Here is a 21,321-nt window from a genome sequence, read left to right as displayed (position 1 = left end):
GATCTCGTTGACTTGTACCGGTTCCCGGGTGCGGCGGGGAGACCGGGTCAGTCGGTGACGGCGGCCGAGTCCGCGGGGAGGACGAGGTGGCCCGCATCGAGGCCGGGGACCGTCGCGAGGCGGAGCTCGCCGACGGGTCCGAGATCCCAGGGCTCGCGCGCCAGGTTCACGAGGACGTGGGCGGCACCCCGGCCGAGGCGCCACTGGCCGGGGCGCGGGCCGGGCTCCGCCGTGAGCTCGTCCATCCGCGCGGGGGCGGGGAGCTCGTGGCGGAGCGCGATGAGGCGGCGGTAGAGATCGAGCAGCGCCGCGTGCTCGGGGCGCTCCGGCTCCGCCCAGTCGAGCTTGGAGCGCTCGAAGGTGGCCGGATCCTGCGGGTCGGGCACGGCATCCGGATCCCAGCCCATGCGCTCGAACTCGGCGATGCGGCCCTCCGCGGTCGCGCGGCCGAGCTCCGGCTCCGGGTGCGAGGTGAAGAACTGCCACGGGGTGCGGGCGCCCCACTCCTCGCCCATGAAGAGCATCGGTGTGCCGGGCGCCATGACGGTGAGCACCGCCGCGACGGCGAGCCGCTCGGGCGAGAGGGATGCGGTGAGCCGGTCGCCCGCGGCGCGGTTGCCGATCTGGTCGTGGTCCTGCGAGAACTCGACCAGGCGCCACGGCTCGGTCGCGGCGGGCACGGGGCGGCCGTGCTCGCGCCCGCGGAAGGAGGAGAAGGTGCCGTCGTGGAAGAAGCCGCGCGACCAGACCCGGCCGAGCGCCTCCGGGTCGGCGAAGTCCTCGTAGTAGCCGCTCGTCTCGCCCGTCAGCGCGACGTGCACGGCGTGGTGGTAGTCGTCGCTCCACTGGCCGCTCAGCCCGTAGCCCTCCGGCCGTGCCTCGAACATGACCGGGTCGTTGAGGTCCGACTCGGCGATGAGGTGCAGCGGGCGGCCGAGCCGGGCGCTGAGCTGATCGGTCTCCGCGCCGAGCTCGGCGAGCAGGTGCACGGGGCCGTCGTCGACGAGCGCGTGCACCGCATCCAGTCGCAGCCCGTCGACGCCGTACTCGCCGAGCCACATGGCCGCGTTGTCGAGGATGTAGCGCCGCACCTCGGGTGAGGCGAGGTTCACCGTGTCGCCCCAGGTGTTGCGCGAGCCCTGCACGAGGTAGGGGCCGAAACGGGGGAGGTAGTTGCCCGAGGGCCCGAGGTGGTTGTAGACGACGTCCTGGATGACGCCGAGGCCGAGCGCGTGCGCGCGGTCCACGAAACGGCGGTACGCCTCGGGGCCGCCGTAGCCCTCGTGCACGGTGTGCCAGGCGACGCCGTCGTAGCCCCAGTTCCAGGTGCCGTTGAAGCCGTTGACGGGCAGCAGCTCGACGAAGTCGATGCCGAGCTCGACGAGGTGGTCGAGCCGCGCCGCGGCGCCGTCGAGGGTGCCCTCGGGGGAGTAGGTGCCGAGGTGCAGCTCGTAGATGACGGCCCGCTCGAGCGGGCGACCCGCCCAGCCGGTGGAGGCGGCATCCGTCGGCGGGAGGGGCGCGGTCGCCTCGCTCTCGCCGTGCACGCCGTCGGGCAGCCGCCGGCCGCGCGGGTCGGGCAGCGCCGTCTCGTCGTCGTCGAGGAGGAAGCCGTAGCGCTGCCCGGGGCGGGGCTCGGGGCCCGACCACCAGCCGCCGCCGATCGACACCATGGCGTGCGCGTGGCCGTCGATCCGGATCCTCACCCGCTCGGCCGCGGGGGCCCAGACGCTCGAGCTCATGCCGCATCCTCCGTCGTCTCGTCGCGGTGGTCGTCGTCGCGCACGAGGAGCGCGACCGGGTATCGATCGAGCAGGGCCGCGAGCGCGGCGGGGCCGCCCTCGTGCACGGCGCCCGTCAGCGCGTCCCGCCACCGTCCGCCGGGGAGGACGACGCGGGTGCCGCGCCAGCCGCCGCCGTCGGCGAGGCCGATCGGCAGCCGGGTCGCGAGGGCGATCGCGCCACCGCGGTCGACCGCGACCGCGTGCGCGGCCGCCTCGCCGACGACGGGCAGCGGTCGGTAGCGCTCGAAGAGCTCCGGCCGGTCGCGGCGCAGGCGCAGCACGCGGCTCGTGACGAGCAGCTTCGCGGCCGCGTCCTCGCCGAGCTCCGGCAGCTCGCCGGCGTCGAGCGCCGCGAGGATGCCGGCGCGCTCCGCGAAGTCGACCGAGCGCCGGTTGTCGGGGTCGACGAGCGAGCGCTCCCAGAGCTCGGAGCCCTGGTAGACGTCGGGGACGCCGGGGCCGGCTAGCTGGAGCAGCTTCGCCGCGAGCCCGTTCGACCAGCCCGCGGGCCGCAGCCGCGCGGTGATCGCGTCGAGCGCCGCGACCGTCTCGGGGTCGTCGAAGCAGGCGTCGACGAGCGCGTGGAGGCGCGACTCGAAGGCCTCGTCGGGGGCGGTCCAGGTGGTCGAGGTGCCGCCCTCGCGGGAGGCCTTCATGACGTAGCCGTGGAGCGCCTCGCGCTCGCGCGGCCGGCACCCGACGATCGTCTGCCAGACCAGGTGCTCGAGCGGGCCGTCGCCGAGCGGGTGCGCGTGCATCCGGCCCTCGACGAAGGCGCGCCACTCGTCCGGGATCTCGCTGATCGCGTGGATGCGGGCGCGGGTGTCCTCGCCGCGCTTCGTGTCGTGCGTCGAGAGCGTCGTCATCGAGTCGGGGGAGGCGGCGAGCCGCCGGCGCTGCGCCGCATGGAAGTCCGACGGCGCGAGCGCGAACAGGTCCGGGTCGCCCCCGACCTCGGTGCGGCTCGCGAGCCGCGACACCCGGTAGAAGGCGGTGTCCTCGACGCCCTTCGCCATGACCATGCCGCTCGTCTGCTGGAAGCGGCGGGCCGCATCCGTGGCCGGATCGCCGAGGATCGGCGCGAGCAGGTCGAGCTCGGCACCGAGCTCGGGGCGGCGGCGCCGGCTCTCCGCGAGCGCGTGCGCGAGGTGCTCGACACCCGCCGGGAGGTAGGAGCGGTAGACGGGGAAGGCGGCGAGCAGCTCGGCCATGGCGTCCGCCACGCGCGCCTCGTCGGCACCGGGCGGCAGCTGCGGCCGCGCGTCGCGCACGAGCCGCAGGACCTCCGAGCGGAGGATGCCGTCGGCGATCCCGCGCTTGGTCGCGTGGATGAGGTCCTGCCAGCCGGTCGGCGTGCCGAGCCGCTCGCGCAGCTCCGCGTCGAGTGCGGTGAGCGGGGCCTCGCCGGCGGGGTCGACGAGGAGGCCGTCGATCTCGGCGAGCGCGTCGTAGCCGGTCGTGCCGTCGGCGGCCCAGAACGCGGGCAGCTCCTCGCCGGGCTCGAGGATCTTCTCGACGAGCACGTAGGCGCCGTCCGTCACGGCGGCGAGGCGCTTGAGGTAGCCGCCCGGATCGGCGAGGCCGTCCGGGTGGTCGACGCGGAGGCCGTCGGCGAGGCCCTCGCGCAGCCAGCGCAGGATCTCGGCGTGGCTCGCGTCGAAGACGGCGTCGTCCTCGACGCGGATCGCGGCGAGCTCGTTGACGGCGAAGAAGCGGCGGTAGTCGAGCTCGGCGTCCGCGCGGCGCCAGTTCATGAGCTCGTAGTGCTGACGCGAGTGGACGGTCAGCGCGTCGGCGCCGTCGTCGGCGCTGCCGGGCGCGAGCGGGAAGCGGTGCTCGAAGTAGCGCAGCTCCTCGCCCTCGACGCGCAGCTCGCCGGCCGCCGCGGCCTCCTCGATGGTGCCGCCGAGGACGGGCAGGCGCACGCGCCCCTCGCCGAAGGCCCAGTCCACGTCGAACGCCCCGGCGTGCTCGGACTCCCGCCCGTTCCGCAGCAGATCCCACCACCACGGGTTCTCGACCGGCTTCGCGACGCCGACATGGTTCGGGACGATGTCGACGAGGATGCCGAGGCCGGCCGCGCGGGCCGCCTCCGAGAGCACGCGGAGACCCTCGGGGCCGCCGCGCTCCTCGTCGACGACCCGGTGGTCTGTCACGTCGTAGCCGTGACCCGAGCCGCGGGTCGCCTGCAGGATCGGCGAGAGGTAGAGCCAGTCCGCCCCGAGCGCGCGGACGTAGGGCACGACGGCCGCCGCATCCTGCATCGTGAAGTCGGCGGTGAGCTGCAGTCGGTAGGTGGAGCGGGGGATGCGGCGCACGCTCACGCGGACGCCTCCGGCTCGGCGTCGCCCGCATCGTCCGAGTCGCCCGAGTCGCCCGCGCCGCCCGCGCCGGGCCCGGCCGCCGAGGCGACCCGCTGGGTCGCGATCGACGCCGCGACCGAGTCGTCCGCGACCTCCTCCGCCTCGTGCTCGCGGAGCACCACGAGCGAGTGCGCCGCGAGCGTGAAGCTCGCGCCGCCGCCGATCGGCGCCCAGCCGGCCTGGGCCGCGGTGTCGACCACGGCCTCCCAGCGGGTGCCGGCCCCGTTGTCGGGGATCGTCACCTCGACGTCGCCGTCGTGCGCCGAGAAGTACACGAGGAAGCTCCGGTCGACGATGCGCTCGCCGCGGGGCCCGCGGCCGCGGATCCCCTCGCCGTTGAGGAAGACGCCGACGACCTTGCCGAAGCCGGCCTCCCAGTCCTCGGGCGACATGACGCCGCCGTCCGGCTGCAGCCACTCGATGTCGGGCAGCGGCTCGCCCTCGCCGCGGCGCACCGGGCGCCCGTCGAAGAAGCGGCTGCGGCGGAAGGTGGGGTGCTCGCGGCGGAGGCGCGCGAGGGAGGCGGTGAACTCGACGAGCGGCCGGTCCGCCTCGTCCCAGTGCACCCAGCTCAGCTCGGAGTCCTGCGCGTAGACGTTGTTGTTGCCGTCCTGGGTGCGGCCGAGCTCGTCGCCGTGGGCGAGCATCGGCACGCCCTGCGAGAGGAACAGCGTCGCGATGAAGTTGCGCTGCTGCTTCGCGCGGAGCGCCCAGATCGCCTCGTCGTCGGTCGCGCCCTCCGCCCCCATGTTCCAGGAGCGGTTGTGGCTCTCGCCGTCGTTGTTGTCCTCGCCGTTCGCCTCGTTGTGCTTCTCGTTGTACGAGACGAGGTCGCGGAGGGTGAAACCGTCGTGGGCGGTCACGAAGTTGATCGACGCGACGGGGCGGCGGCCGTCCTGCTGGTACAGGTCGGCGGAGCCGGTGATGCGGGAGGCGAACTCGCCGAGCGTCGCCGGCTCGCCCCGCCAGAAGTCCCGGACGGTGTCGCGGTACTTGCCGTTCCACTCCGTCCACTGCGGGGGGAAGTTGCCGACCTGGTAGCCGCCGGGACCGACATCCCAGGGCTCGGCGATGAGCTTCACCTGGCTGACGATCGGGTCCTGCTGCACGAGCTCAAAGAAGGCCGCCAGCCGGTCGACGTCGTGGAGCTCGCGGGCGAGCGCCGAGGCGAGGTCGAAGCGGAAGCCGTCGACGTGCATCTCGGTCACCCAGTAGCGGAGCGAGTCCATGATCAGCTGCAGCGAGTGCGGGTGGCCGACGTTGAGCGAGTTGCCCGTGCCGGTGTAGTCCATGTAGTACTTCTCGTCGCCCTCGACGAGGCGGTAGTAGGCGCCGTTGTCGATGCCGCGCATCGAGAGCGTCGGGCCCAGGTGGTTGCCCTCCGCCGTGTGGTTGTAGACGACATCCAGGATCACCTCGATGCCCGCCTCGTGCATCGCGCGCACCATCCCCTTGAACTCCTGGACCTGCTGGCCGAGGGCGCCTGCGGCGGAGTAGCCCGAGTGCGGGGCGAGGAATGCGATCGTGTTGTAGCCCCAGTAGTTCGAGAGGCCCTTCTCCTGCAGCGTCGAGTCGTTGACGAACTGGTGCACCGGCATGAGCTCGATCGCCGTGACGCCGAGCTTCTGCAGGTGCTCGATGATCGCCGGGTGGGCGAGGCCGTTGTAGGTGCCGCGGAGCTCCTCCGGCACCTCCGGGTGCAGCATCGTCATGCCCTTGACGTGCGCCTCGTAGATGACGGTGCTGCTGTACGGGGTGCGGGGGTGGCGGTCGCCGGTCCAGTCGAAGTAGGGGTTCACGACGACGCCGAGCATCATGTCGGCCGCCGAGTCCTCCTCGTTGAAGGAGTCCTCGTCGCCGAAGTCGTAGGAGAAGAGGGACTGCCCCCAGCGGATCTCGCCGCAGGTCGCCTTCGCGTACGGGTCGAGGAGCAGCTTCGCGGGGTTGCAGCGGAGCCCGTTCGCGGGATCCCACGGTCCGTGCACGCGGTAGCCGTAGCGCTGGCCGGGCTGGACGCCCGGGAGGTAGGCGTGCCAGACGAAGGCGTCGACCTCGATGAGCTCGACGCGCGTCTCGACGAGGCCCGAGCCGTCGGGATCGTCCTCGAAGAGGCAGAGCTCGACGCGCTCGGCCACCTCGCTGAAGAGCGCGAAGTTGGTGCCGTTGCCGTCGAAGGTCGCCCCGAGGGGATAGGCGGAGCCGGGCCAGGTCTGCACGAAGTGCCTCTCGTCGTGGTGGTGTGGCGCCGAGCCGTCTGCCGTGTCGGGCGCCGGGTCTAGTCTTCCCGCATGACGGCCAGAGTCGGCAACATCACGTTCTATGCCCAGGATCCCCGAGGTCTCGCGGCGTTCTGGAGCGAGGTCCTCGGCGCCTCCGCTCCCCGCTCGGGGGCGTCCGGCGGCGCGGTCGCCGGATGCTAGAGTGCTCTGGTGCCGAGGCGGCTTCAGCCTGTTTCGCGCGCCCCCTTAGCTCATTGGTAGAGCACTTCCTTGGTAAGGAAGAGGTAGTGGGTCCGATTCCCACAGGGGGCTCTGCATCCGTCACCGGGATGCACCCGGCGGGGTAGCTCAGGTGGTTAGAGCACACGGCTCATAATCGTGGTGTCGCGGGTTCGAGTCCCGCCCTCGCTACTCTCAGGACCGCCTTGCGTCGCGCAGGTGGTCACCTCGCGTCTCGCGCATCGCGCATGGCTTCGCGCAGTCCCGTCATCGGGGGCGCCGCGCACGCGCATGCCCGCACGCACGCCTCAGAGGCCGGCGCCGCCGCGGTAGCGCGCCGCTCGGTGCCGCTCGGGCAGTCGCGCGCCCTCGCCGAAGATCCGCTCGCGAAGGGTCTCGCCGGGCCGATAGGACTCGCGGAGACGGCCGCGGCGCCGCAGCTCCGGTGCCGCGAGCTCCGCGAAGTCGCGGACGGTCTCGAAGGAGTGGTACTGGCGCAGGTTGATCCCGTCGATGCCGTCGACATCGAGCCAGTGCTCGATGGTGTCGGCGACCTGCTCGGGTGTGCCGACGGCGAGGAAGCGCTCGTCCCAGGCCTCGTCGACCGCGCGCCGGAAGGCGCCGACCGTGAGGTGGAGCGGCAGCCCGCCGCGCGCGACGACGTCGTGTCGCCCCTCGCGCTCGAGCGCCTCTCGGACGGTGATGTCATCCGGGTGCTGGAGCGGATGGAAGGGCACGCTCATGTGGACGAACGCGCCCTCGGCGTCGCGGTAGCCGCGGTAGCGCTCGAGCTTCGCGCGGGCCTCCTCCTCGGTGCGGCCGACGATGACGGTCGCCATCACGAGGAAGCGGGTGTCGTCCGGGCGCCGGCCGGCGGCGACGGCGGCCTCTCGGATGCTCGCGATGTTCGCGGCGAGCGCGCCGGCCGGACGGTCGGCGGTGAAGAGGACCTCTGCGTGCTGTGCGGCGAAGGCGATGCCGGCTCTGGAGGCGGAGGCCTGGAAGAGCAGGGGCGTGCGCTGCGGGGAGGGCTCGGAGAGGTGGGGCCCGGCGACGCGGAAGTGCCGGCCGACGTGGTCGATGCGGCGCACCTTCGAGGGGTCGGCGTAGAGGTCGCCCGGCTTGTCGACGAGCACGGCGTCGTCGTCCCACGATCCCTCCCACAGCTTGTAGAGCACCTCCATGTACTCCGCCGCGATCTCGTAGCGGAGGTCGTGCTCGATCTCCTCGGCGAGGCCGAAGTTGCGGGCGGCGTTCGGGAGGTAGGAGGTGACGATGTTCCAGCCGACGCGCCCCTTCGTGAGGTGGTCGAGGGTCGACATCCTCCGCGCGAAGGCGAAGGGGGGCTCGTAGGTCGTCGAGAAGGTCACGCCGAAGCCGATGTGCTCGGTGACCGCCGCCATCGCGGGGATGAGGAGCATCGGGTCGTTGTTCGGGATCTGCAGTCCGCGGCGCACGGCAGGTGCGAAGTCGTCGTCGTAGACGTCGTAGGCCCCGATGACGTCGGCGAGGAAGATGGCGTCGAAGCCGCCGGCCTCGGCGAGGCGGGCGAGCTCGATCCAGTACTCGATCTGCGTGTAGCGCTCGCGCTGGTTGTCGGGCTGGCGCCAGAGTCCGTGCGTGATGTGGCCGGGGGTGTTCATCTCGAACACGTTGGCGACGAGCTGCTTGGTCATGCGCCCGTCGCCTTCGTCACGACCGGGATCGACCATTCGGGTGCCGTGCCGTCGAGCTCCCAGACGCCGATGGCGCGGGATCGGTGGACAGCGGGGTTGTGCGTGGCGATGGTGCGCGCGTTGCGCCAGTGCCGGTCGAGCGCGGCGTCGCGATCGACCGCGGAGGCGCCGCCGACCTCGAACAGCTCGCTCGCGGCGTCGATGACGAGTGGAAGCACGGTCTGCTGAGCGCGGTAGACGTCGAGCTGAGCCTGCGTGAATCGCTCCGGATCGCCGTGCCCTCGCCGGAGGCCGTCGAGCGCGGTGTCGAGGGAGCGCGCGGCGTGCAGGGTGATCGCCTCGGCGGCGTGCGCGGAGGAGGAGAGGCGGCCGATGACGGACTGGACCAGGGCGTTCTCGCGGGGGAGCGCTTCGCCCGCGTACCCGAAGATGCGCCGTCGCGGCCGGACGTACTCGACGGCGTCGTGGAGCGCCGCCCGCCCGATGCCCGCGACGACCGCGAGGAGCACCAGCTGGAAGAAGCCCATCAGGTAGGGGTGCCGGAACCCGTCGTCGTCGGCGGAGTACGGTCGCACCTCGCGCTCCTCCACGAGCGCGGCGGTGAAGGTCGTGGTGCCGCTGCCCGTGAGGCGCTGACCGAAGCCCTTCCAGTCGTCGATCGAGGTCACGCCGTCCTGGTGCGTGGAGACGAGCACCTGGTGGTCCTCGCCTCGGTAGCGGGCGGAGAGGTCGATCCAGTCGGCGTAGATGCTGCCCGTCGTGTAGTACTTGCGCCCGTCGAGCCGGAGGCCGTCGGGGGTCTCGGTGAGCGTCGTCGACAGATCGGCGGTGCCCCCGACCTCCGACTGGGCGTTGCCGATCAGCTCGCCGTCGAGGATGCGGCGGATCCACCGCGCCCGCCGCTCGGCATCCGGTTCGAAGAACTGCTGCTCGACCACCGCGAGGTGGCCCCGGAAGACATGGGCGACGTTCGCGTCGGCGGCGGCGACCTCGATGAGCCGCTCGACGAGCTCGACGACCGCGATGCCCTCGCCGCCGTCGTCCTGCGGGACGCGGGCGCTGCCGAATCCGGCGTCGAGCAGCGCGCGGATCTGCTCGTGCGGGAGCTCGCGGTCCCGGTCGCGCTGCACGGCGCCGGCGCGGATCGCGGCGATGAGGTCGGGGTCGAGTGGCATGCGTGGTCCTTACTTGACGGCGCCGAGGGAGAGCCCGCTCACCAGGCGGCGCTGGGAGACGAGGAAGACGAGGAGGAGCGGCAGGGAGGTGATGACCGCGAGCGCCATGAGGCTGTTCCACTCCGTGGAGTAGACGGAGCTCTGCTGCGCGAGCAGCCCGCTGACGGGGAGCACGACGCCCTGGGGGAGGAAGTTGATGGCGTAGACGAACTCGCCCCAGGTCGAGATAAAGACGATGGCGAGCACGGTCGCGATGCCGTTGCCGAGCATCGGCACCGTGATCGAGCGGAAGGTCTGCCAGCGCCCGGCGCCGTCGAGCTCCGCGGCCTCGTAGACCTCCTCGGGGACGGCGAGGGCGAACGGCCGGAGCAGCATGATCGCGAACGGCAGGAGCAGCGCGATGTCCGCGACGATCAGGCCGCCGAGCGAGCCGAGCAGCCCCCAGGAGGCGAGCACGCTGTAGAGCGGGATGACGGTCATCGGCTGCGGCACCATCTGCAGCACGAGCAGCGTCGCGAGCGCGATCGCGACGGCTCCGCCCCAGCGCCGACCGCCGCGGCGCGACAGCGCGTAGGCCGCCGGAACCGCGAGGATCAGCACCGCCGCGGTCGTGAGCACCGCGATCTGCAGGGAGGTGGCGATCGCGCCGAGTCCGTCGAGGACGACATCCGCGTAGGTGGCGAGCGTCGGAGTGAAGAGGATCCCGGTCGGGTCCTCGAGCACCTGCTGGCGCGTCTTCAACGAGGTGAGCACGACCCAGACGAGCGGCACGAGGTACGCGAGCCCGAGGACGACGGCGAGGAGGCGGAAGGCGGTCCGGGTCGGGCGGGAGATCATGCGTGCTGCTCCTCTCGGCGCACCGCGCGCACATAGGGCACCGCGAAGACGGCGACCACGAGCATCGAGATGAGCGCGACCGTCGCGCCCTCGCTCATCTGGAAGTCGCTGAAGGCCGCGCGGTAGGCGAGCACCGGAAGGGTCGTCGTGGTGGTGCCGGGGCCGCCCTGCGTCGTGACGTAGAAGAAGTCGAAGCTCTTGAAGGCGTAGAGCACGGTGAGGATGCCGAGGATGCCGAGCGTCGCGCGCAGCTGCGGGAGCACGATCCGCAGCTGGGTGCGCCAGTAGCCGGCGCCGTCGAGCGCGGCCGCCTCGACGAGCTCGGGCGACACCGCGAGCAGGCCGCCGCGGATCACGAGGATCGAGAACGGCAGCGCCGCCCAGGCGATGATCGCGGAGAGGGTGAACAGCGCGAGGTCGGGCGAGGCCAGCCACGACACCGGCTCGGCGCCGAGCGCCTCGAGCGCGGTGTTCACCGGGCCGGAGTCGTCGAGCAGGAACTTCCAGGTGCTCCCGGAGACGAGCGGCGGGAGGGCCCAGACGAAGACGAGGAGGCCGAGCACGGCGTCCGTGATCCGTCCGCCGGTGGCGAGGATCGAGGCCGCCGCGAAGCCGATCACGAAGTTCGAGACCAGCAGCACGGCGGCGACGGCGAAGGTGCGTCCGATCGCCGCCCACAGCTCGTCGTCTGCGACGGCGGCGGCGAAGTTGGCCAGGCCGACCGCGGACCACTCCCCGATGATGTTCGTCGGGCCGACGTCGCTCGTCGACATCCGGACGAGGACGATCAGCGGGTACACGGCGAATCCGCCGAGCAGCCCGGCCGCGGGGATCAGGAACCAGATCGGGGTCCGGGCGCGCGGCCGGCGGCGTGCGCCGACCGCGGCGCCCGGTGCCGAGGTCACGAGCAGGTCCCGCCGCCGTCCTCGATCGCGGCGGCGACGTCCTCGATCGCGGCGGCGCTCGCCTGTGCGGCACCCGTCTGCCCCGAGTAGACGCTGCTCGCGGCCTCGCCGAGCGCGGTCTGGATGCTCGCCGTGTTCTCGTTGTTCGGCCACGTGCCGGCGGTCTGGGCGGCGCGGACGAAGGGCTGGACGGCCGCGTTCTCCGCGATCGCGGGCAGCTCCGCGGTGTCGGTGCGCACCGGGATGGAGCCGGCGGCCTCGAAGATCGCCTCGCCTGCCTCGGGGCTCAGCACGGCCTGCTCGATGAACTGCCAGGCGAGGTCCTTGTGCTCGGACTTCGCGCCGATGCCGAAGCCCTCCCCGCCCGGGTAGACGATGCTCTCGCCGCCGGCCGGGGCCGGGTACTGCGACGTGCTCCAGTCGAAGTCGACCTCGGCGGCGTTCCCGAGGTTCCAGTTGCCGTTGATGCCGAAGGCGTAGTCGCCGGTCGCGAACTGCTGCCAGGCGTCCGTCTGATCCCAGGTCGCGGTGGCCTGCGGCGTCGAGCCAGACTGCGCCCAGCGCTCGATGCGCGCGAAGGCGGCGTCGACCTCGGCGCCCTCGAAGCCGCAGTAGTCGACGCCGAGGCCGAGCAGCTGCGGGGCGAACAGCCAGGCGCCCTCGACGCTCGGCGCGCCGGAGAGCGCGATGCCCTTGTGGCGGCCGTCCGCCTCCACCGCCTCGAGCGCGGCGTCCAGCTCGTCGAGCGTCGTGGGGACCTCGTCGATGCCGACCTCCCCGAGGATGTCCTCGTTCGCATAGAGGCCGATGAGGTTGGTGAAGGGCAGCAGGTTGTAGACCCGGTCGTCGGTCCGCCAGGCGGCGGCCTCGGGGTAGATGTCCGCGTCCCCGTAGGCGTCCCAGTAGTCGCTGAGGTCGGCGGTGACGCCGCCCGCGACGAGCGTGGGGTAGTCGACGACGATGTTGTTGATGAAGAGGTCGGGGGTCGTGCCGGTCGCCACCGAGGCGAGCAGCTTCTGATCCTGCTGGTCGCCGACCGTCTGCACGATGTCGATCGAGACGTCGGGGTTCGCCTTCTCGAAGGCGGCGACCTGCGCCTCGAGCCAGTCGGCCTGGGTGCCGCTGTAGTAGCTCCAGAAGGTCAGGGTGGTCCTCCCGTCCGCAGCGCCGCCGTCGGAGGAGATGGCGCAGCCGGTGAGCGCGAGACCCGCGGCGGCGGCGACGGCGACGATTCGGACAACTCGGGATGCGGGCATCGGGCTCTGCTCTCGACAGGGGGCCGGCGGGATCCGGCGCACTCGCAGACTAGGAAGCCGACGCCTGTCGCGGTGTCGTTCGAGTCACACGCCGACACCCGACGTCACACGTCGACACGTGACGTCACACGACGACTTGCCCGCCGCATCCCCTCTTGCGCCCCCGCTATTCAGCGATACTATGTACCGGTACTCACTGTCACTGAATACCAGTGATGCCGGGTACCGGAGGCCGACGCGGCGGAAGAGGAGGTCCGATGGGCAAGCAGGAGACCGAGATGCTCAAGGGCACGCTCGAGGGCATCGTCCTCGCGATCCTCGCGGGACGATCCGCCTACGGCTACGAGATCACCTCGTGGCTGCGCGAGCAGGGCTTCGCGGACATCGCGGAGGGCACCATCTACGCCCTCCTCGTCCGCCTCGAGCAGCGCGGACTCGTGGACGTCGAGAAGGTCCCCTCCGAGAAGGGACCGCCCCGCAAGGTGTACTCGCTCAACGCCGCCGGCCGCGGGTACCTGGGCGACTTCTGGAGGACCTGGAGCTTCCTCGCAGATCGGATCGAGCAGCTCCGCGGAGAAAGGGAATGACCATGTGGATCGAGAAGATCATCGGCCCGCTCGACCAGAAGAAGCAGTACCGGCAGAGCCAGGCGCGCATCGAGGCGCTCCCGGCGCCCTACGCCGCGGCCGCGAAGGCCGTGCAGCGCTACCTCACCTACAGCGGCGGCATCGTCGACGGCGAGACGCTCGTGCAGCTGAACGTCGACCACGCCGACCTCTGGGAGCGGGCGGCCGCCGACGGCACGAGCGTCCGCGACATCGTCGGCGAGGACCCGGTCGGCTTCGCCGAGGACTTCGCCCGCGCCTACCAGGGCCGCCAGTGGATCGACAAGGAGCGCACGCGCCTGACCGACGCCATCGACCGGGCCGCGCGAGACCAGGAGCGGGAGTCGTGAGCGCCGCGATCGAGCTCCGCGGCCTCGAGAAGTCCTACGGGGAGGTCGCGGTGCTGCGCGGCGTCGACCTCGCGGTCGAGCGGGGCAGCATCCACGCCCTCCTCGGCTCGAACGGCGCGGGCAAGACGACCGCGATCCGCATCCTCTCGACCCTGTCGAGGCCGGACGCGGGCACGGCCGTCGTCGCCGGCCACGACGTGGTGCGCGACGGCGCCCGGGTCCGCGCCGCGATCAGCCTGACCGGCCAGTTCGCGGCGGTCGACGAGCGGCTGACCGGGCGCGAGAACCTCGTGCTCGTCGCGCGGCTCCGGCACCAGCGGGAGCCCCGCCGCATCGCCGACGAGCTGCTCGCGCGCTTCTCGCTCGTCGAGGCGGGCGGCCGCCGTGCTGCCACTTACTCGGGCGGGATGCGGCGGCGGCTCGACATCGCGATGAGCCTCATCGGCGACCCGGAGGTCGTGTTCCTCGACGAGCCGACGACCGGCCTCGACCCGGAGGCGCGGCGCGAGGTGTGGGCGACGATCGAGCAGCTGCGCGCCGGCGGCACGACCGTGCTCCTCACGACGCAGTACCTCGAGGAGGCGGAGCGCCTCGCCGACCGGATCGCGATCCTCCACCGCAGGCGCATCATCGTCGACGGCACGCTCGCCGAGCTGCGCGCGCTCCTGCCCGCGGCGACCACCGAGCTCGTCGAACGGCAGCCCTCGCTCGAGGAGATCTTCCTCGCCATCACGGGCGAGCCCGACACGGAAGGAGACGCGGCATGACCTCGCACGCGCTCGGCGACACCGCGACCCTCACGGGCCGCTCGCTGACCCACATCCTGCGCAGTCCCGACACGATCATCACGACCGCGGTCATGCCGATCGCGTTCCTGCTGCTGTTCGTGTTCGTCCTGGGCGGCGCGATCGACACCGGACAGGGCGCGGGGGAGGGGAGCTATGTCGGCTACCTGCTCCCCGGCATCCTGCTCATCACGATCGCCTCGGGCATCGCGTACACCGCGTACCGGCTGTTCCTCGATCTGCAGGGCGGCATCCTCGAGCGCTTCCAGTCGATGGCGATCGCGCGCTCGGCGGTGCTCTGGAGCCACGTCATCACCTCGGTGGTGTCGATCCTGGTCTCGCTCGTCCTCGTGGTCGGCGTCGCGCTGCTCATGGGCTTCCGCTCCGGCGCGGGGCCGCTCGAGTGGCTCGCGGTGCTCGGGATCCTCGTGCTGTTCACGCTGGCGCTGACCTGGCTCGCCGTCATCCCCGGTCTCACCGCGAAATCGGTCGACGGGGCGAGCGCGTTCTCGTACCCGCTGATCTTCCTGCCCTTCCTCAGCTCGGCCTTCGTGCCGACCGACTCGATGCCGGGCCCCGTGCGCGCCTTCGCCGAGCACCAGCCGGTGACCTCGATCGTGGACACCATCCGCGCGCTGCTCTCGCAGCAGCCGGTCGGCCCGGAGATCTGGGTCGCGCTCGCCTGGATGCTCGGCCTGCTCGTCGTCGCCTTCGCGATCTCGGGCGTCGTGTACCGGCGGCGCCTGCGCTGAGTGTGCTGCCCGGGCACGTCGGTCAACGTGCCCGGGCAGCACTTCTCGGCGGGCGGCGTCAGGGACGGGTCGCGCGGCGCTCGTTCCCGCGCCGATAGTCGCCGGTGGCGCGCTGGAGGAGCGCCTGATCGCGCTGCTCGTCGACGCCGAGCCGCGCCGCGAGCTTGTCGGCGGCGGCCCCACGCACCGTCGTGACGAGCCGCCCGCCGCGGCGGATGAGGACGCTGCCGTCCTTCGCCACCTGCGCCTCGAAGGGCTCGTACCCGGTCATGCGCCCAGCCCAGCGCAGGATGCGGTCCCGCGCAAGCGGGTGCCGGGCTCGGCGCGACACGCCGGGCGCGCGCACGGGTTTCGGGACTTCGGATGTCGGTGGTCGCCCGTAGTCTGGGCCCAGTCGGTGCGACACGCCGAAACCACTACATCTAGGGGAATGACACACCTGTCATTCCGGCTATATAGTGGGGAACCTCGGCGCCGGAGACGGCGACGGGCCCAGATTTCCAGACACAGTGAGGGGGTCCCACATGGACAACGACAGCATCGACGGCTACGACATCCCGGTCGACCCGATGGACCTGCTGCAGTGCGACAGCTGCCAGTAGGCATCCTCGTCCGGAGCTGCTGATCCAGCAGTGCCGCAACGAATCACCGAAGCCCCCGGCGCCTCACGGCCCGGGGGCTTCGCCGTTCCCGCCCCGCCCCCGTCACCCCCATCCGCCCCGCTCCGCCCGCACCCCCCCCCTTCCGAAATGCAGGACGGGCGAGCCCCACTCGCCGCCGGCGCCGAGGGCCTCCGCCTCCGGAACGGCTTCCGTCCTGCATTTCGGAAGGGGAGGGGGGCGGAGGGGGGCGGCGGGAGGGTGCGCGGCCGAGCAGGCAGGGCTCCCGCCGGCGCCCCCGGGTAGGCTCGACGCCGTGCCAGTGAACCCCGACCTCCAGGGCCGCACGCTCCCGGCGGCCGCCCCATACCTCGTGGGACGCGAGAAGGTGCGCGAGTTCGCGCGCGCCGTCCTCGCCGACAGCCCGCTGAACCTCGACCCGGCGGCGGCCCGCGCGGCCGGCTACCCGGATGTCGTCGCACCGCCGACCTTCCCCATCGTCGTGACGGCCGCGACGCTCGAGCAGCTGCTCGCCCTCCCCGATGCCGACATCGACTTCACGCGCGTCGTCCACGGCGACCAGCGCTTCGCCTACACCCGCCCGGTCGTCGCGGGCGACGAGCTGACGCCGCAGCTCACCGTGACGAGCGTCAAGAGCCTCGGAGCCCACAGCATGATCACGACCGCGACGGAGATCCGCGACGCCGCGGGCGCCCACGTCGTCACCGCGACCTCCACCCTCGTCGTGCGGGGCGACGAGTGAGCGCCGTGCCCGCGATCGCGGGACTCGAGCTCGGCGCGATCGTCGCCGAGCGCACCATCGTGCTCCATCGCGACCACCTCGTCCGCTATGCGGGCGCCTCGGGCGACTTCAACCCCATCCACTACCGCGACGACGCGGCGGCGGGCGTCGGCCTCCCCGGGGTCCTCGCGCACGGGATGCTGACCATGGGCGCCGCGGTCCAGCCGGTCGTCGACTGGCTCGGCGGCGACAGCGGCCGCGTCCTCGACTACCAGGTGAAGTTCACGCGCCCCGTCGTCGTCGACCCGCGCGAGGGCGCGGAGGTCTCGATCACCGCGAAGGCGGGCGCGCTCGAGCCGGACGCCGAGGGCGGCCCGGTGGCCCGCATCGACCTGACCGTCACGTACCAGGATCAGACCGTGCTCGGGAAGGCGCAGGTCCGCGTGCGCCTCGCCGCCGACGCCGGCGCCGCATCCTGACGACCGGATCCACGGGAGCCGCATGACCGTCGTCCTCGCCGACTACACGACCCTCCGCATCGGCGGGCCCGCCGCCCGGCTCATCGAGCCGGAGACGGAGCGCGACCTCGTGCTCGGTGCGCTCGAGGTGTGGCGCCGCGGCGAGGACTGGCTGGTCCTCGGCGGCGGCTCGAACCTCCTCGTCGGCGACGAGGGCTTCGACGGCACGGTGATCCGGATGGCCGGCCGCGGGGTGCGGCGCATCGACGGCGACCGCGAGGACCGCGTCCGCGTTCGCGTGCAGGCGGGGGAGCCGTGGGATGCCTTCGTGGCGCTCGCGATCCACAACGGCTGGGCGGGCGTCGAGGCGCTGAGCGGCATCCCCGGCTCGGTGGGGGCGGCCCCGATCCAGAACATCGGCGCCTACGGGCAGGATGTCGCGGAGACGCTCGTCGCGGTCGACTTCCTCGACGAGGCGTCGGGCGACCGCCTCCGCATCCCGGCGGAGGAGCTGCAGCTCGGCTACCGCACGAGCGCGATCAAGCGCGGTCGCCGCGGCATCGTGATCGCGGTGGAGTTCGATCTCGTCCCGACCATGGACCGCGCCTCGACGGGCGGCCCGGTCCGCTACGGGCAGCTCGCGGCGGCGCTCGGGGTCGAGCTCGGCGCCCGCGTGCCGCTCGCCGAGACGCGCCGCGCGGTGCTCGAGCTGCGCGGCTCGAAGGGCATGGTGCTGGATGCGGCCGACCCCGACTCGGTGAGCGCGGGCTCCTTCTTCACGAACCCGATCGTCCCGGAGTCGTTCGCGCGCGGCCTCCCCGCGGATGCGCCGCGCTTCGCGATGTCGGCGGAGCCGGCGCCGCTCGTCGTGCCGCTCGATCTCGGCCCCGAGGCGATCGCGGCGGCGGCGGCGATCCGCGCGGCGACGACGGACCGGGGTCCGGCGCAGGTGAAGCTCAGCGCGGCGTGGCTGATCGAGCGGGCCGGCATCCGCCGCGGCTTCGCGCTGCCGGGCTCGCGCGCCGGGATCTCCTCGAAGCACACGCTCGCGATCGTGAACCGCGGCGGTGCGACCGCGGCGGAGGTCGTGCAGCTGGCCGACTACGTGCAGACGCGGGTGCACAGCGAGTTCGGGGTCCGCCTGCATCCGGAGCCGGTCTTCGTCGGCGTGGAGACCTGATCGCCGATCGCGGGAATGTAGGTGATGTGTCACCGGTTGGGGCGGACATGACCATCACCACCCCTGCCGCGGGCACCCGCCGCACCAGCGAGACCAGCGTCCCCATCACCCCCCTCCTCGACGAGCGCTGGAGCCCCCGCTCCTACGACGAGACGGCCGAGATCGACGACGCCACCGTCGACTCGCTCCTGGAGGCGGCCCGCTGGGCGCCCTCCGCGATGAACCTCCAGCCGCGCCGCTTCATCGTCGGCCGCCGCGGGACCCGGACCTTCGAGCTCATCCTCGAGAACCTCATGGGCTTCAACTCGGCGTGGGCGCACCGCGCGAGCGTCCTCGTGCTCTCCGCGGTCGAGTTGGGCGCGGGCGACGGCTCGCACGACCAGCTCGCGCTCTACGACCTCGGCCAGTCGGTCGCGCACCTCACGGTGCAGGCGCACGATGCCGGCCTCCACGTGCACCAGATGAGCGGCATCGACATCCCCGGGCTCCGCGCGGCATTCGACCTGCCCGAGCACCTCGTCCCCGCGACCGTGACGGCCGTCGGCGTCGTCGCGGAGGCCTCGCAGCTCGAGGGCCCCGCCGCCGAGCGCGAGACCGCGCCGCGCTCGCGCAAGCCGCTCTCCGAGCTCGTCCTCCGCCGCGACTGATCCCCCGCCCCGTCCGGAGATCTCCCAGCGCACCCGTCCGTCTCGGTGCGCTGGGAGATCTTCGCCACCGGCGGGGTCGGTACGCTCGGGGGATGACGGTCGTCGTGCTGGGCAGCGCCAACATGGATCTCGTGGTGCGGCAGCCGCGCCTCCCGGAGCCGGGAGAGACGATGTTCGGCTCCGGCTTCCAGACCGTCGCAGGCGGCAAGGGGCTCAACCAGGCGGTCGCCGCCGCGCGGGCCGGCGCCCCGGTCGCATTCGCGGGCGCCGTCGGGGCGGACGCGAACGGCGCCGAGCTGCGCGCCGTCCTCGAGGGCGAGGGCATCGCGACGGCGGCGCTCGCCGAGCTCGATGCCCCGACCGGCATCGCCGCGATCTCGGTGCTCGACGACGGCGAGAACTCGATCGTCGTCGTCTCGGGCGCGAACGCCGAGGTCGCCGCACTCGACGACGCGGCGCGCGAGGCGATCCGCGGCGCCTCCCACCTCGTCATGCAGTTCGAGCTGCCGCAGTCCGCCCTGCTCGAGGGTGCGCGGCTCGCGCGCGAGCTCGGCGCCGTGACCGTGCTCACCCCGGCCCCCGCGCTCGATCCGGTCGACGGCCTCCTCGAGCTCGTCGACATCCTCGTGCCGAACGGCGGCGAGGCGCGCGCGCTCTCGGGCGCCGACGACGACGCGGAGGCGGCGCGCATCCTGAGCGGGCGGGTCGGCACGGTCGTCGTGACGCGCGGCGGCGAGGGCGCGCTCGTCGCGCGCGGCGGCGAGATCGTGCACGAGGTCGCGCCGGTCCGCGTCGAGCCGGTCGACACGACCGGCGCCGGCGACACCTTCGTCGGCGTGCTCGTCGCGGGTCTCGCGGACGGGCTCGAGCTCGAGCCCGCCCTCGCCCGTGCGGCCGCGGGCGCGGCGGTCTCGGTCACGCGCGCCGGCGCGACGAGCTCGATGCCGAGCCGCGACGAGATCGACGCGGCGCTCGCCGGCTGAGCCGACTCCGCATCCCTGGCCCGCGCCGCGCACGTGAGGCCCAGGTGCCGGCGGCGGGACGGGCCTAGCCGCCGAGGGCGAGCGCGACGGCGAGCCCGAGCATGAGCAGCGCGATGCCGCCGTCGAGGATGCGCCAGGCGAGCGGCTTCGCGAACACGGGGGCGAGCGCGCGGGCGGCGAGGCCGAGGGCCGAGAACCAGAGCACGCTGCCGAGCACGGCGCCCGCCGCGAAGGCCCAGCGCAGCTCGCCGTGGGACGAGCCGACGGAGCCGAGCAGCACGAGCGTGTCGAGGTAGACGTGCGGGTTGAGCCAGGTGAGCGCGAGCGCCGTGCCGACGACCGCCGGCAGGCCGCGCGAGCTCATGGTGACGGTGGGGGTCTCCGTTGCGACGACGGATTCGGAGATCCGGGCTCCCTCGGCGCCGGCAGGCTCCACGCCGCCGGGGACCTCCGCATCCGTGCCGCCCGTCGGTGCCTCGGCCGGTGCCGCCGCGACGAGGCCCCGCGCATCCGCCGCGGGCCGGCGCAGCGCGCGCCGCGCCGCGAGGATGCCGTAGACGAGCAGGAACGCCGCGCCGCCGTAGCGCGCGACCGTCTCGAGCCAGGGCACCGCGCGGAACAGCGCGCCGGATCCGGCGACGCCCGCCGTGATGAGCAGCGCGTCGGAGACGATGCAGACGAGGACGACCGCGAGGATGTGCTCGCGGCGGACTCCCTGCCGCAGGACGAAGGCGTTCTGCGCGCCGATCGCGACGATGATGCCGAGACCGAGCGCGAGCCCGGCGAGGCCGGCGGCGAGGGCGGGGAGGGCGTTCACGTCGTCGAATGTAGGACCGAGTGGGTGCGCAATCCAGTTCAGGATTCTGCACCGGCATTAGCATGATTCATCATGCGCATCCCCTCCGAGCTCCTCGAGACCCTCACGGCGGTCGTCGCCGAGGGCACCTTCGAGCAGGCGGCGCGCGTCCTCCGCGTCACGCCGAGCGCCGTCAGCCAGCGCATCAAGGCGCTCGAGCAGCGCCTCGGGCGCGTGCTCGTCGTGCGCACGAAGCCCGTCGCCGTGACGGAGGCGGGGGAGGCGGTCCTGCGCCTCGGCCAGCAGCTCGCCGTGCTCGAGCGCGAGACCCTGCGCGAGCTCGGCGCCGAGCCCGCGAGCGAGCGGCCGCCGGTCGTGCCGATCGCGGTCAACGCCGACTCGCTGAGCACGTGGATCCTCCCCGCCCTCGCGCGCGTCGCCGAGCGCGAGCACCTCGTGCTCGACCTCGTCCGCGACGACCAGGACCACACCGCCCGCCTCCTCGCGGCCGGCACGGTCATGGCGGCGGTCGCGAGCGACGCCGTGCCCGTCGCGGGGTGCACCTCGACGCCGCTCGGCCGGATGCGGTACCGCGCCTTCGCGACGCCCGCCTACGTGCGCCGCTGGTTCCCGGAGGGCGTCACCGCATCCGCCCTCGAGCGCGCACCGCTCATCGACCTCGACCGCAAGGACCACCTCCAGGTCCGCTTCGCCCGCCGCCTCGCGCGCCGCGCGGTCGATCCGCCGCGCCACTACGTCCCGGCGACGGCCGACTTCGCGATGGCGGTCCGCCTCGGCATCGGCTGGGCGATGCTGCCGGCGGCACACGCCGACGAGGCGGAGGCGGCGGGCGAGATCGTCGACCTCGCCCCCGGGCGGCACCTCGACGTGCCGCTGCACTGGCAGCAGTGGGATCTGCGCTCGAGCCTCGTCGACGCGATCGCCGCCGAGGTGCGGGCGGAGGCGGACCGGGTCCTGAGCTGAGCCCCG

Annotated in this window: 22 protein-coding genes and 2 tRNA genes; 14 read left to right on the top strand and 10 right to left on the bottom strand. The window is 73.0% G+C overall.

Features of this window, described 5'->3' with window-relative positions; genetic code table 11:
- Positions 1-47: 47 nt before the first annotated feature.
- From treZ to glgX, 3 genes are read right to left on the bottom strand one after another with little or no spacing between them, the layout of a single operon-like run.
- Entirely contained in the window at positions 48-1,742 is a 1,695-nt protein-coding gene (treZ, locus tag OF852_RS08520) for a malto-oligosyltrehalose trehalohydrolase (protein WP_271118739.1), read from the bottom strand.
- Complete coding sequence (treY, locus tag OF852_RS08515) at positions 1,739-4,048, bottom strand: malto-oligosyltrehalose synthase (protein WP_271121146.1); 2,310 nt, start codon at positions 4,046-4,048, stop codon at positions 1,739-1,741. The genes treZ and treY overlap by 4 nt, the downstream gene beginning before the upstream one ends.
- Before the next feature lie 56 nt (positions 4,049-4,104).
- Complete coding sequence (gene glgX, locus OF852_RS08510; RefSeq protein WP_271118738.1) at positions 4,105-6,363, bottom strand: glycogen debranching protein GlgX; 2,259 nt, start codon at positions 6,361-6,363, stop codon at positions 4,105-4,107.
- Positions 6,364-6,435: 72 nt separating this feature from the next.
- Here glgX and OF852_RS08505 point away from each other — a divergent pair, with 72 nt between their 5' ends.
- The 3 genes from OF852_RS08505 to OF852_RS08495 all read left to right on the top strand — a co-directional run bounded on the left by OF852_RS08505 (position 6,436) and on the right by OF852_RS08495 (position 6,777).
- Positions 6,436-6,567, top strand: a complete 132-nt coding sequence (locus tag OF852_RS08505; RefSeq protein WP_271118737.1) for a hypothetical protein — start codon at positions 6,436-6,438, stop codon at positions 6,565-6,567.
- Positions 6,568-6,606: 39 nt separating this feature from the next.
- A tRNA-Thr gene (locus OF852_RS08500) sits at positions 6,607-6,678 on the top strand.
- Positions 6,679-6,703: 25 nt separating this feature from the next.
- A tRNA-Met gene (locus tag OF852_RS08495) sits at positions 6,704-6,777 on the top strand.
- A gap of 116 nt (positions 6,778-6,893) precedes the next feature.
- Here the strand turns inward: OF852_RS08495 and OF852_RS08490 are convergent.
- Genes OF852_RS08490 through OF852_RS08470 form a run of 5 tightly spaced genes read right to left on the bottom strand, consistent with a single transcriptional unit; the run spans position 6,894 to position 12,434 of the window.
- On the bottom strand, positions 6,894-8,261 hold the full coding sequence (locus OF852_RS08490; RefSeq protein WP_271118736.1) for an NtaA/DmoA family FMN-dependent monooxygenase: 1,368 nt from the start codon (positions 8,259-8,261) through the stop codon (positions 6,894-6,896).
- Complete coding sequence (locus tag OF852_RS08485; RefSeq protein ID WP_271118735.1) at positions 8,258-9,436, bottom strand: acyl-CoA dehydrogenase family protein; 1,179 nt, start codon at positions 9,434-9,436, stop codon at positions 8,258-8,260. Before OF852_RS08485 ends, OF852_RS08490 begins: the two co-directional genes overlap by 4 nt.
- Positions 9,437-9,445: 9 nt before the next feature.
- Positions 9,446-10,273, bottom strand: coding sequence for a carbohydrate ABC transporter permease (locus OF852_RS08480; RefSeq protein WP_271118734.1), 828 nt, complete (start codon positions 10,271-10,273; stop codon positions 9,446-9,448).
- Positions 10,270-11,178, bottom strand: coding sequence for a carbohydrate ABC transporter permease (locus tag OF852_RS08475; protein WP_271118733.1), 909 nt, complete (start codon positions 11,176-11,178; stop codon positions 10,270-10,272). Before OF852_RS08475 ends, OF852_RS08480 begins: the two co-directional genes overlap by 4 nt.
- Positions 11,175-12,434 (bottom strand): ABC transporter substrate-binding protein, encoded by a 1,260-nt coding sequence (locus tag OF852_RS08470; protein ID WP_271118732.1) that lies wholly within the window; start codon positions 12,432-12,434, stop codon positions 11,175-11,177. The genes OF852_RS08475 and OF852_RS08470 overlap by 4 nt, the downstream gene beginning before the upstream one ends.
- Positions 12,435-12,691: 257 nt before the next feature.
- Between OF852_RS08470 and OF852_RS08465 the strand changes: the two genes are divergently transcribed.
- From OF852_RS08465 to OF852_RS08450, 4 genes are read left to right on the top strand one after another with little or no spacing between them, the layout of a single operon-like run.
- Positions 12,692-13,021 (top strand): PadR family transcriptional regulator, encoded by a 330-nt coding sequence (locus tag OF852_RS08465; RefSeq protein WP_271118731.1) that lies wholly within the window; start codon positions 12,692-12,694, stop codon positions 13,019-13,021.
- Complete coding sequence (locus OF852_RS08460; protein ID WP_271118730.1) at positions 13,018-13,389, top strand: DUF1048 domain-containing protein; 372 nt, start codon at positions 13,018-13,020, stop codon at positions 13,387-13,389. The genes OF852_RS08465 and OF852_RS08460 overlap by 4 nt, the downstream gene beginning before the upstream one ends.
- Complete coding sequence (locus OF852_RS08455) at positions 13,386-14,156, top strand: ABC transporter ATP-binding protein (RefSeq protein ID WP_271118729.1); 771 nt, start codon at positions 13,386-13,388, stop codon at positions 14,154-14,156. The genes OF852_RS08460 and OF852_RS08455 overlap by 4 nt, the downstream gene beginning before the upstream one ends.
- Complete coding sequence (locus OF852_RS08450) at positions 14,153-14,926, top strand: ABC transporter permease (RefSeq protein ID WP_271118728.1); 774 nt, start codon at positions 14,153-14,155, stop codon at positions 14,924-14,926. The genes OF852_RS08455 and OF852_RS08450 overlap by 4 nt, the downstream gene beginning before the upstream one ends.
- Positions 14,927-14,984: 58 nt before the next feature.
- On the opposite strand, the gene OF852_RS08445 is transcribed toward OF852_RS08450, so the two are convergent.
- On the bottom strand, positions 14,985-15,197 hold the full coding sequence (locus OF852_RS08445) for a hypothetical protein (protein WP_271118727.1): 213 nt from the start codon (positions 15,195-15,197) through the stop codon (positions 14,985-14,987).
- A gap of 238 nt (positions 15,198-15,435) precedes the next feature.
- On the opposite strand from OF852_RS08445, the gene OF852_RS08440 reads away from it, so the two are divergent.
- The 6 genes from OF852_RS08440 (at position 15,436) to OF852_RS08415 (ending at position 19,535) form a co-directional block, all read left to right on the top strand.
- The gene (locus tag OF852_RS08440) at positions 15,436-15,528 is read left to right on the top strand and encodes a ribonucleotide-diphosphate reductase subunit beta (RefSeq protein WP_271118726.1); all 93 of its coding nucleotides are present in this window, start codon (positions 15,436-15,438) and stop codon (positions 15,526-15,528) included.
- 313 nt (positions 15,529-15,841) lie between these two features.
- On the top strand, positions 15,842-16,288 hold the full coding sequence (locus tag OF852_RS08435; RefSeq protein WP_271118725.1) for an FAS1-like dehydratase domain-containing protein: 447 nt from the start codon (positions 15,842-15,844) through the stop codon (positions 16,286-16,288).
- Complete coding sequence (locus OF852_RS08430) at positions 16,285-16,746, top strand: MaoC/PaaZ C-terminal domain-containing protein (protein WP_271118724.1); 462 nt, start codon at positions 16,285-16,287, stop codon at positions 16,744-16,746. Before OF852_RS08435 ends, OF852_RS08430 begins: the two co-directional genes overlap by 4 nt.
- 22 nt (positions 16,747-16,768) lie before the next feature.
- On the top strand, positions 16,769-17,905 hold the full coding sequence (locus OF852_RS08425; RefSeq protein WP_271118723.1) for a UDP-N-acetylmuramate dehydrogenase: 1,137 nt from the start codon (positions 16,769-16,771) through the stop codon (positions 17,903-17,905).
- A gap of 47 nt (positions 17,906-17,952) precedes the next feature.
- A complete protein-coding gene (locus OF852_RS08420; protein ID WP_271118722.1) occupies positions 17,953-18,552 on the top strand; it encodes a nitroreductase family protein in 600 nt (199 codons plus the stop codon).
- Between the two features lie 92 nt (positions 18,553-18,644).
- Complete coding sequence (locus tag OF852_RS08415; RefSeq protein WP_271118721.1) at positions 18,645-19,535, top strand: ribokinase; 891 nt, start codon at positions 18,645-18,647, stop codon at positions 19,533-19,535.
- A 64-nt stretch (positions 19,536-19,599) separates the two neighbouring features.
- On the opposite strand, the gene OF852_RS08410 is transcribed toward OF852_RS08415, so the two are convergent.
- Positions 19,600-20,352 carry a LysE/ArgO family amino acid transporter gene (locus OF852_RS08410; RefSeq protein WP_271118720.1) on the bottom strand — a complete coding sequence of 251 codons (753 nt, stop codon included), beginning with the start codon at positions 20,350-20,352 and terminating at the stop codon, positions 19,600-19,602.
- 72 nt (positions 20,353-20,424) lie between these two features.
- Here OF852_RS08410 and OF852_RS08405 point away from each other — a divergent pair, with 72 nt between their 5' ends.
- Complete coding sequence (locus tag OF852_RS08405; protein WP_271118719.1) at positions 20,425-21,315, top strand: LysR family transcriptional regulator ArgP; 891 nt, start codon at positions 20,425-20,427, stop codon at positions 21,313-21,315.
- Positions 21,316-21,321: the final 6 nt, after the last annotated feature.

The organism is Homoserinibacter sp. YIM 151385 (assembly GCF_027912415.1).
Taxonomy (GTDB): Bacteria; Actinomycetota; Actinomycetes; order Actinomycetales; family Microbacteriaceae; genus Schumannella.
Note: the sequence above shows the minus strand (reverse complement) of the source record. Positions and strands in the feature narration are given on the sequence as shown.

What these genes read in the sequence shown, in the direction of transcription:
- OF852_RS08450 (WP_271118728.1), top strand. Translation starts at nt 14,153, where the DNA reads ATGACCTCGCACGCGCTCGGCGACACCGCGACCCTCACGGGCCGCTCG.
- treY (WP_271121146.1), bottom strand. Translation starts at nt 4,048, where the DNA reads ATGCAGGATGCGGCGGCCGTCGTGCCCTACGTCCGCGCGCTCGGGGCG.
- OF852_RS08425 (WP_271118723.1), top strand. Translation starts at nt 16,769, where the DNA reads ATGACCGTCGTCCTCGCCGACTACACGACCCTCCGCATCGGCGGGCCC.
- OF852_RS08445 (WP_271118727.1), bottom strand. Translation starts at nt 15,197, where the DNA reads ATGACCGGGTACGAGCCCTTCGAGGCGCAGGTGGCGAAGGACGGCAGC.
- OF852_RS08505 (WP_271118737.1), top strand. Translation starts at nt 6,436, where the DNA reads ATGACGGCCAGAGTCGGCAACATCACGTTCTATGCCCAGGATCCCCGA.
- OF852_RS08490 (WP_271118736.1), bottom strand. Translation starts at nt 8,261, where the DNA reads ATGACCAAGCAGCTCGTCGCCAACGTGTTCGAGATGAACACCCCCGGC.
- OF852_RS08480 (WP_271118734.1), bottom strand. Translation starts at nt 10,273, where the DNA reads ATGATCTCCCGCCCGACCCGGACCGCCTTCCGCCTCCTCGCCGTCGTC.
- OF852_RS08420 (WP_271118722.1), top strand. Translation starts at nt 17,953, where the DNA reads ATGACCATCACCACCCCTGCCGCGGGCACCCGCCGCACCAGCGAGACC.
- OF852_RS08460 (WP_271118730.1), top strand. Translation starts at nt 13,018, where the DNA reads ATGACCATGTGGATCGAGAAGATCATCGGCCCGCTCGACCAGAAGAAG.
- treZ (WP_271118739.1), bottom strand. Translation starts at nt 1,742, where the DNA reads ATGAGCTCGAGCGTCTGGGCCCCCGCGGCCGAGCGGGTGAGGATCCGG.
- OF852_RS08465 (WP_271118731.1), top strand. Translation starts at nt 12,692, where the DNA reads ATGGGCAAGCAGGAGACCGAGATGCTCAAGGGCACGCTCGAGGGCATC.
- OF852_RS08470 (WP_271118732.1), bottom strand. Translation starts at nt 12,434, where the DNA reads ATGCCCGCATCCCGAGTTGTCCGAATCGTCGCCGTCGCCGCCGCCGCG.
- OF852_RS08415 (WP_271118721.1), top strand. Translation starts at nt 18,645, where the DNA reads ATGACGGTCGTCGTGCTGGGCAGCGCCAACATGGATCTCGTGGTGCGG.
- OF852_RS08485 (WP_271118735.1), bottom strand. Translation starts at nt 9,436, where the DNA reads ATGCCACTCGACCCCGACCTCATCGCCGCGATCCGCGCCGGCGCCGTG.
- OF852_RS08405 (WP_271118719.1), top strand. Translation starts at nt 20,425, where the DNA reads ATGCGCATCCCCTCCGAGCTCCTCGAGACCCTCACGGCGGTCGTCGCC.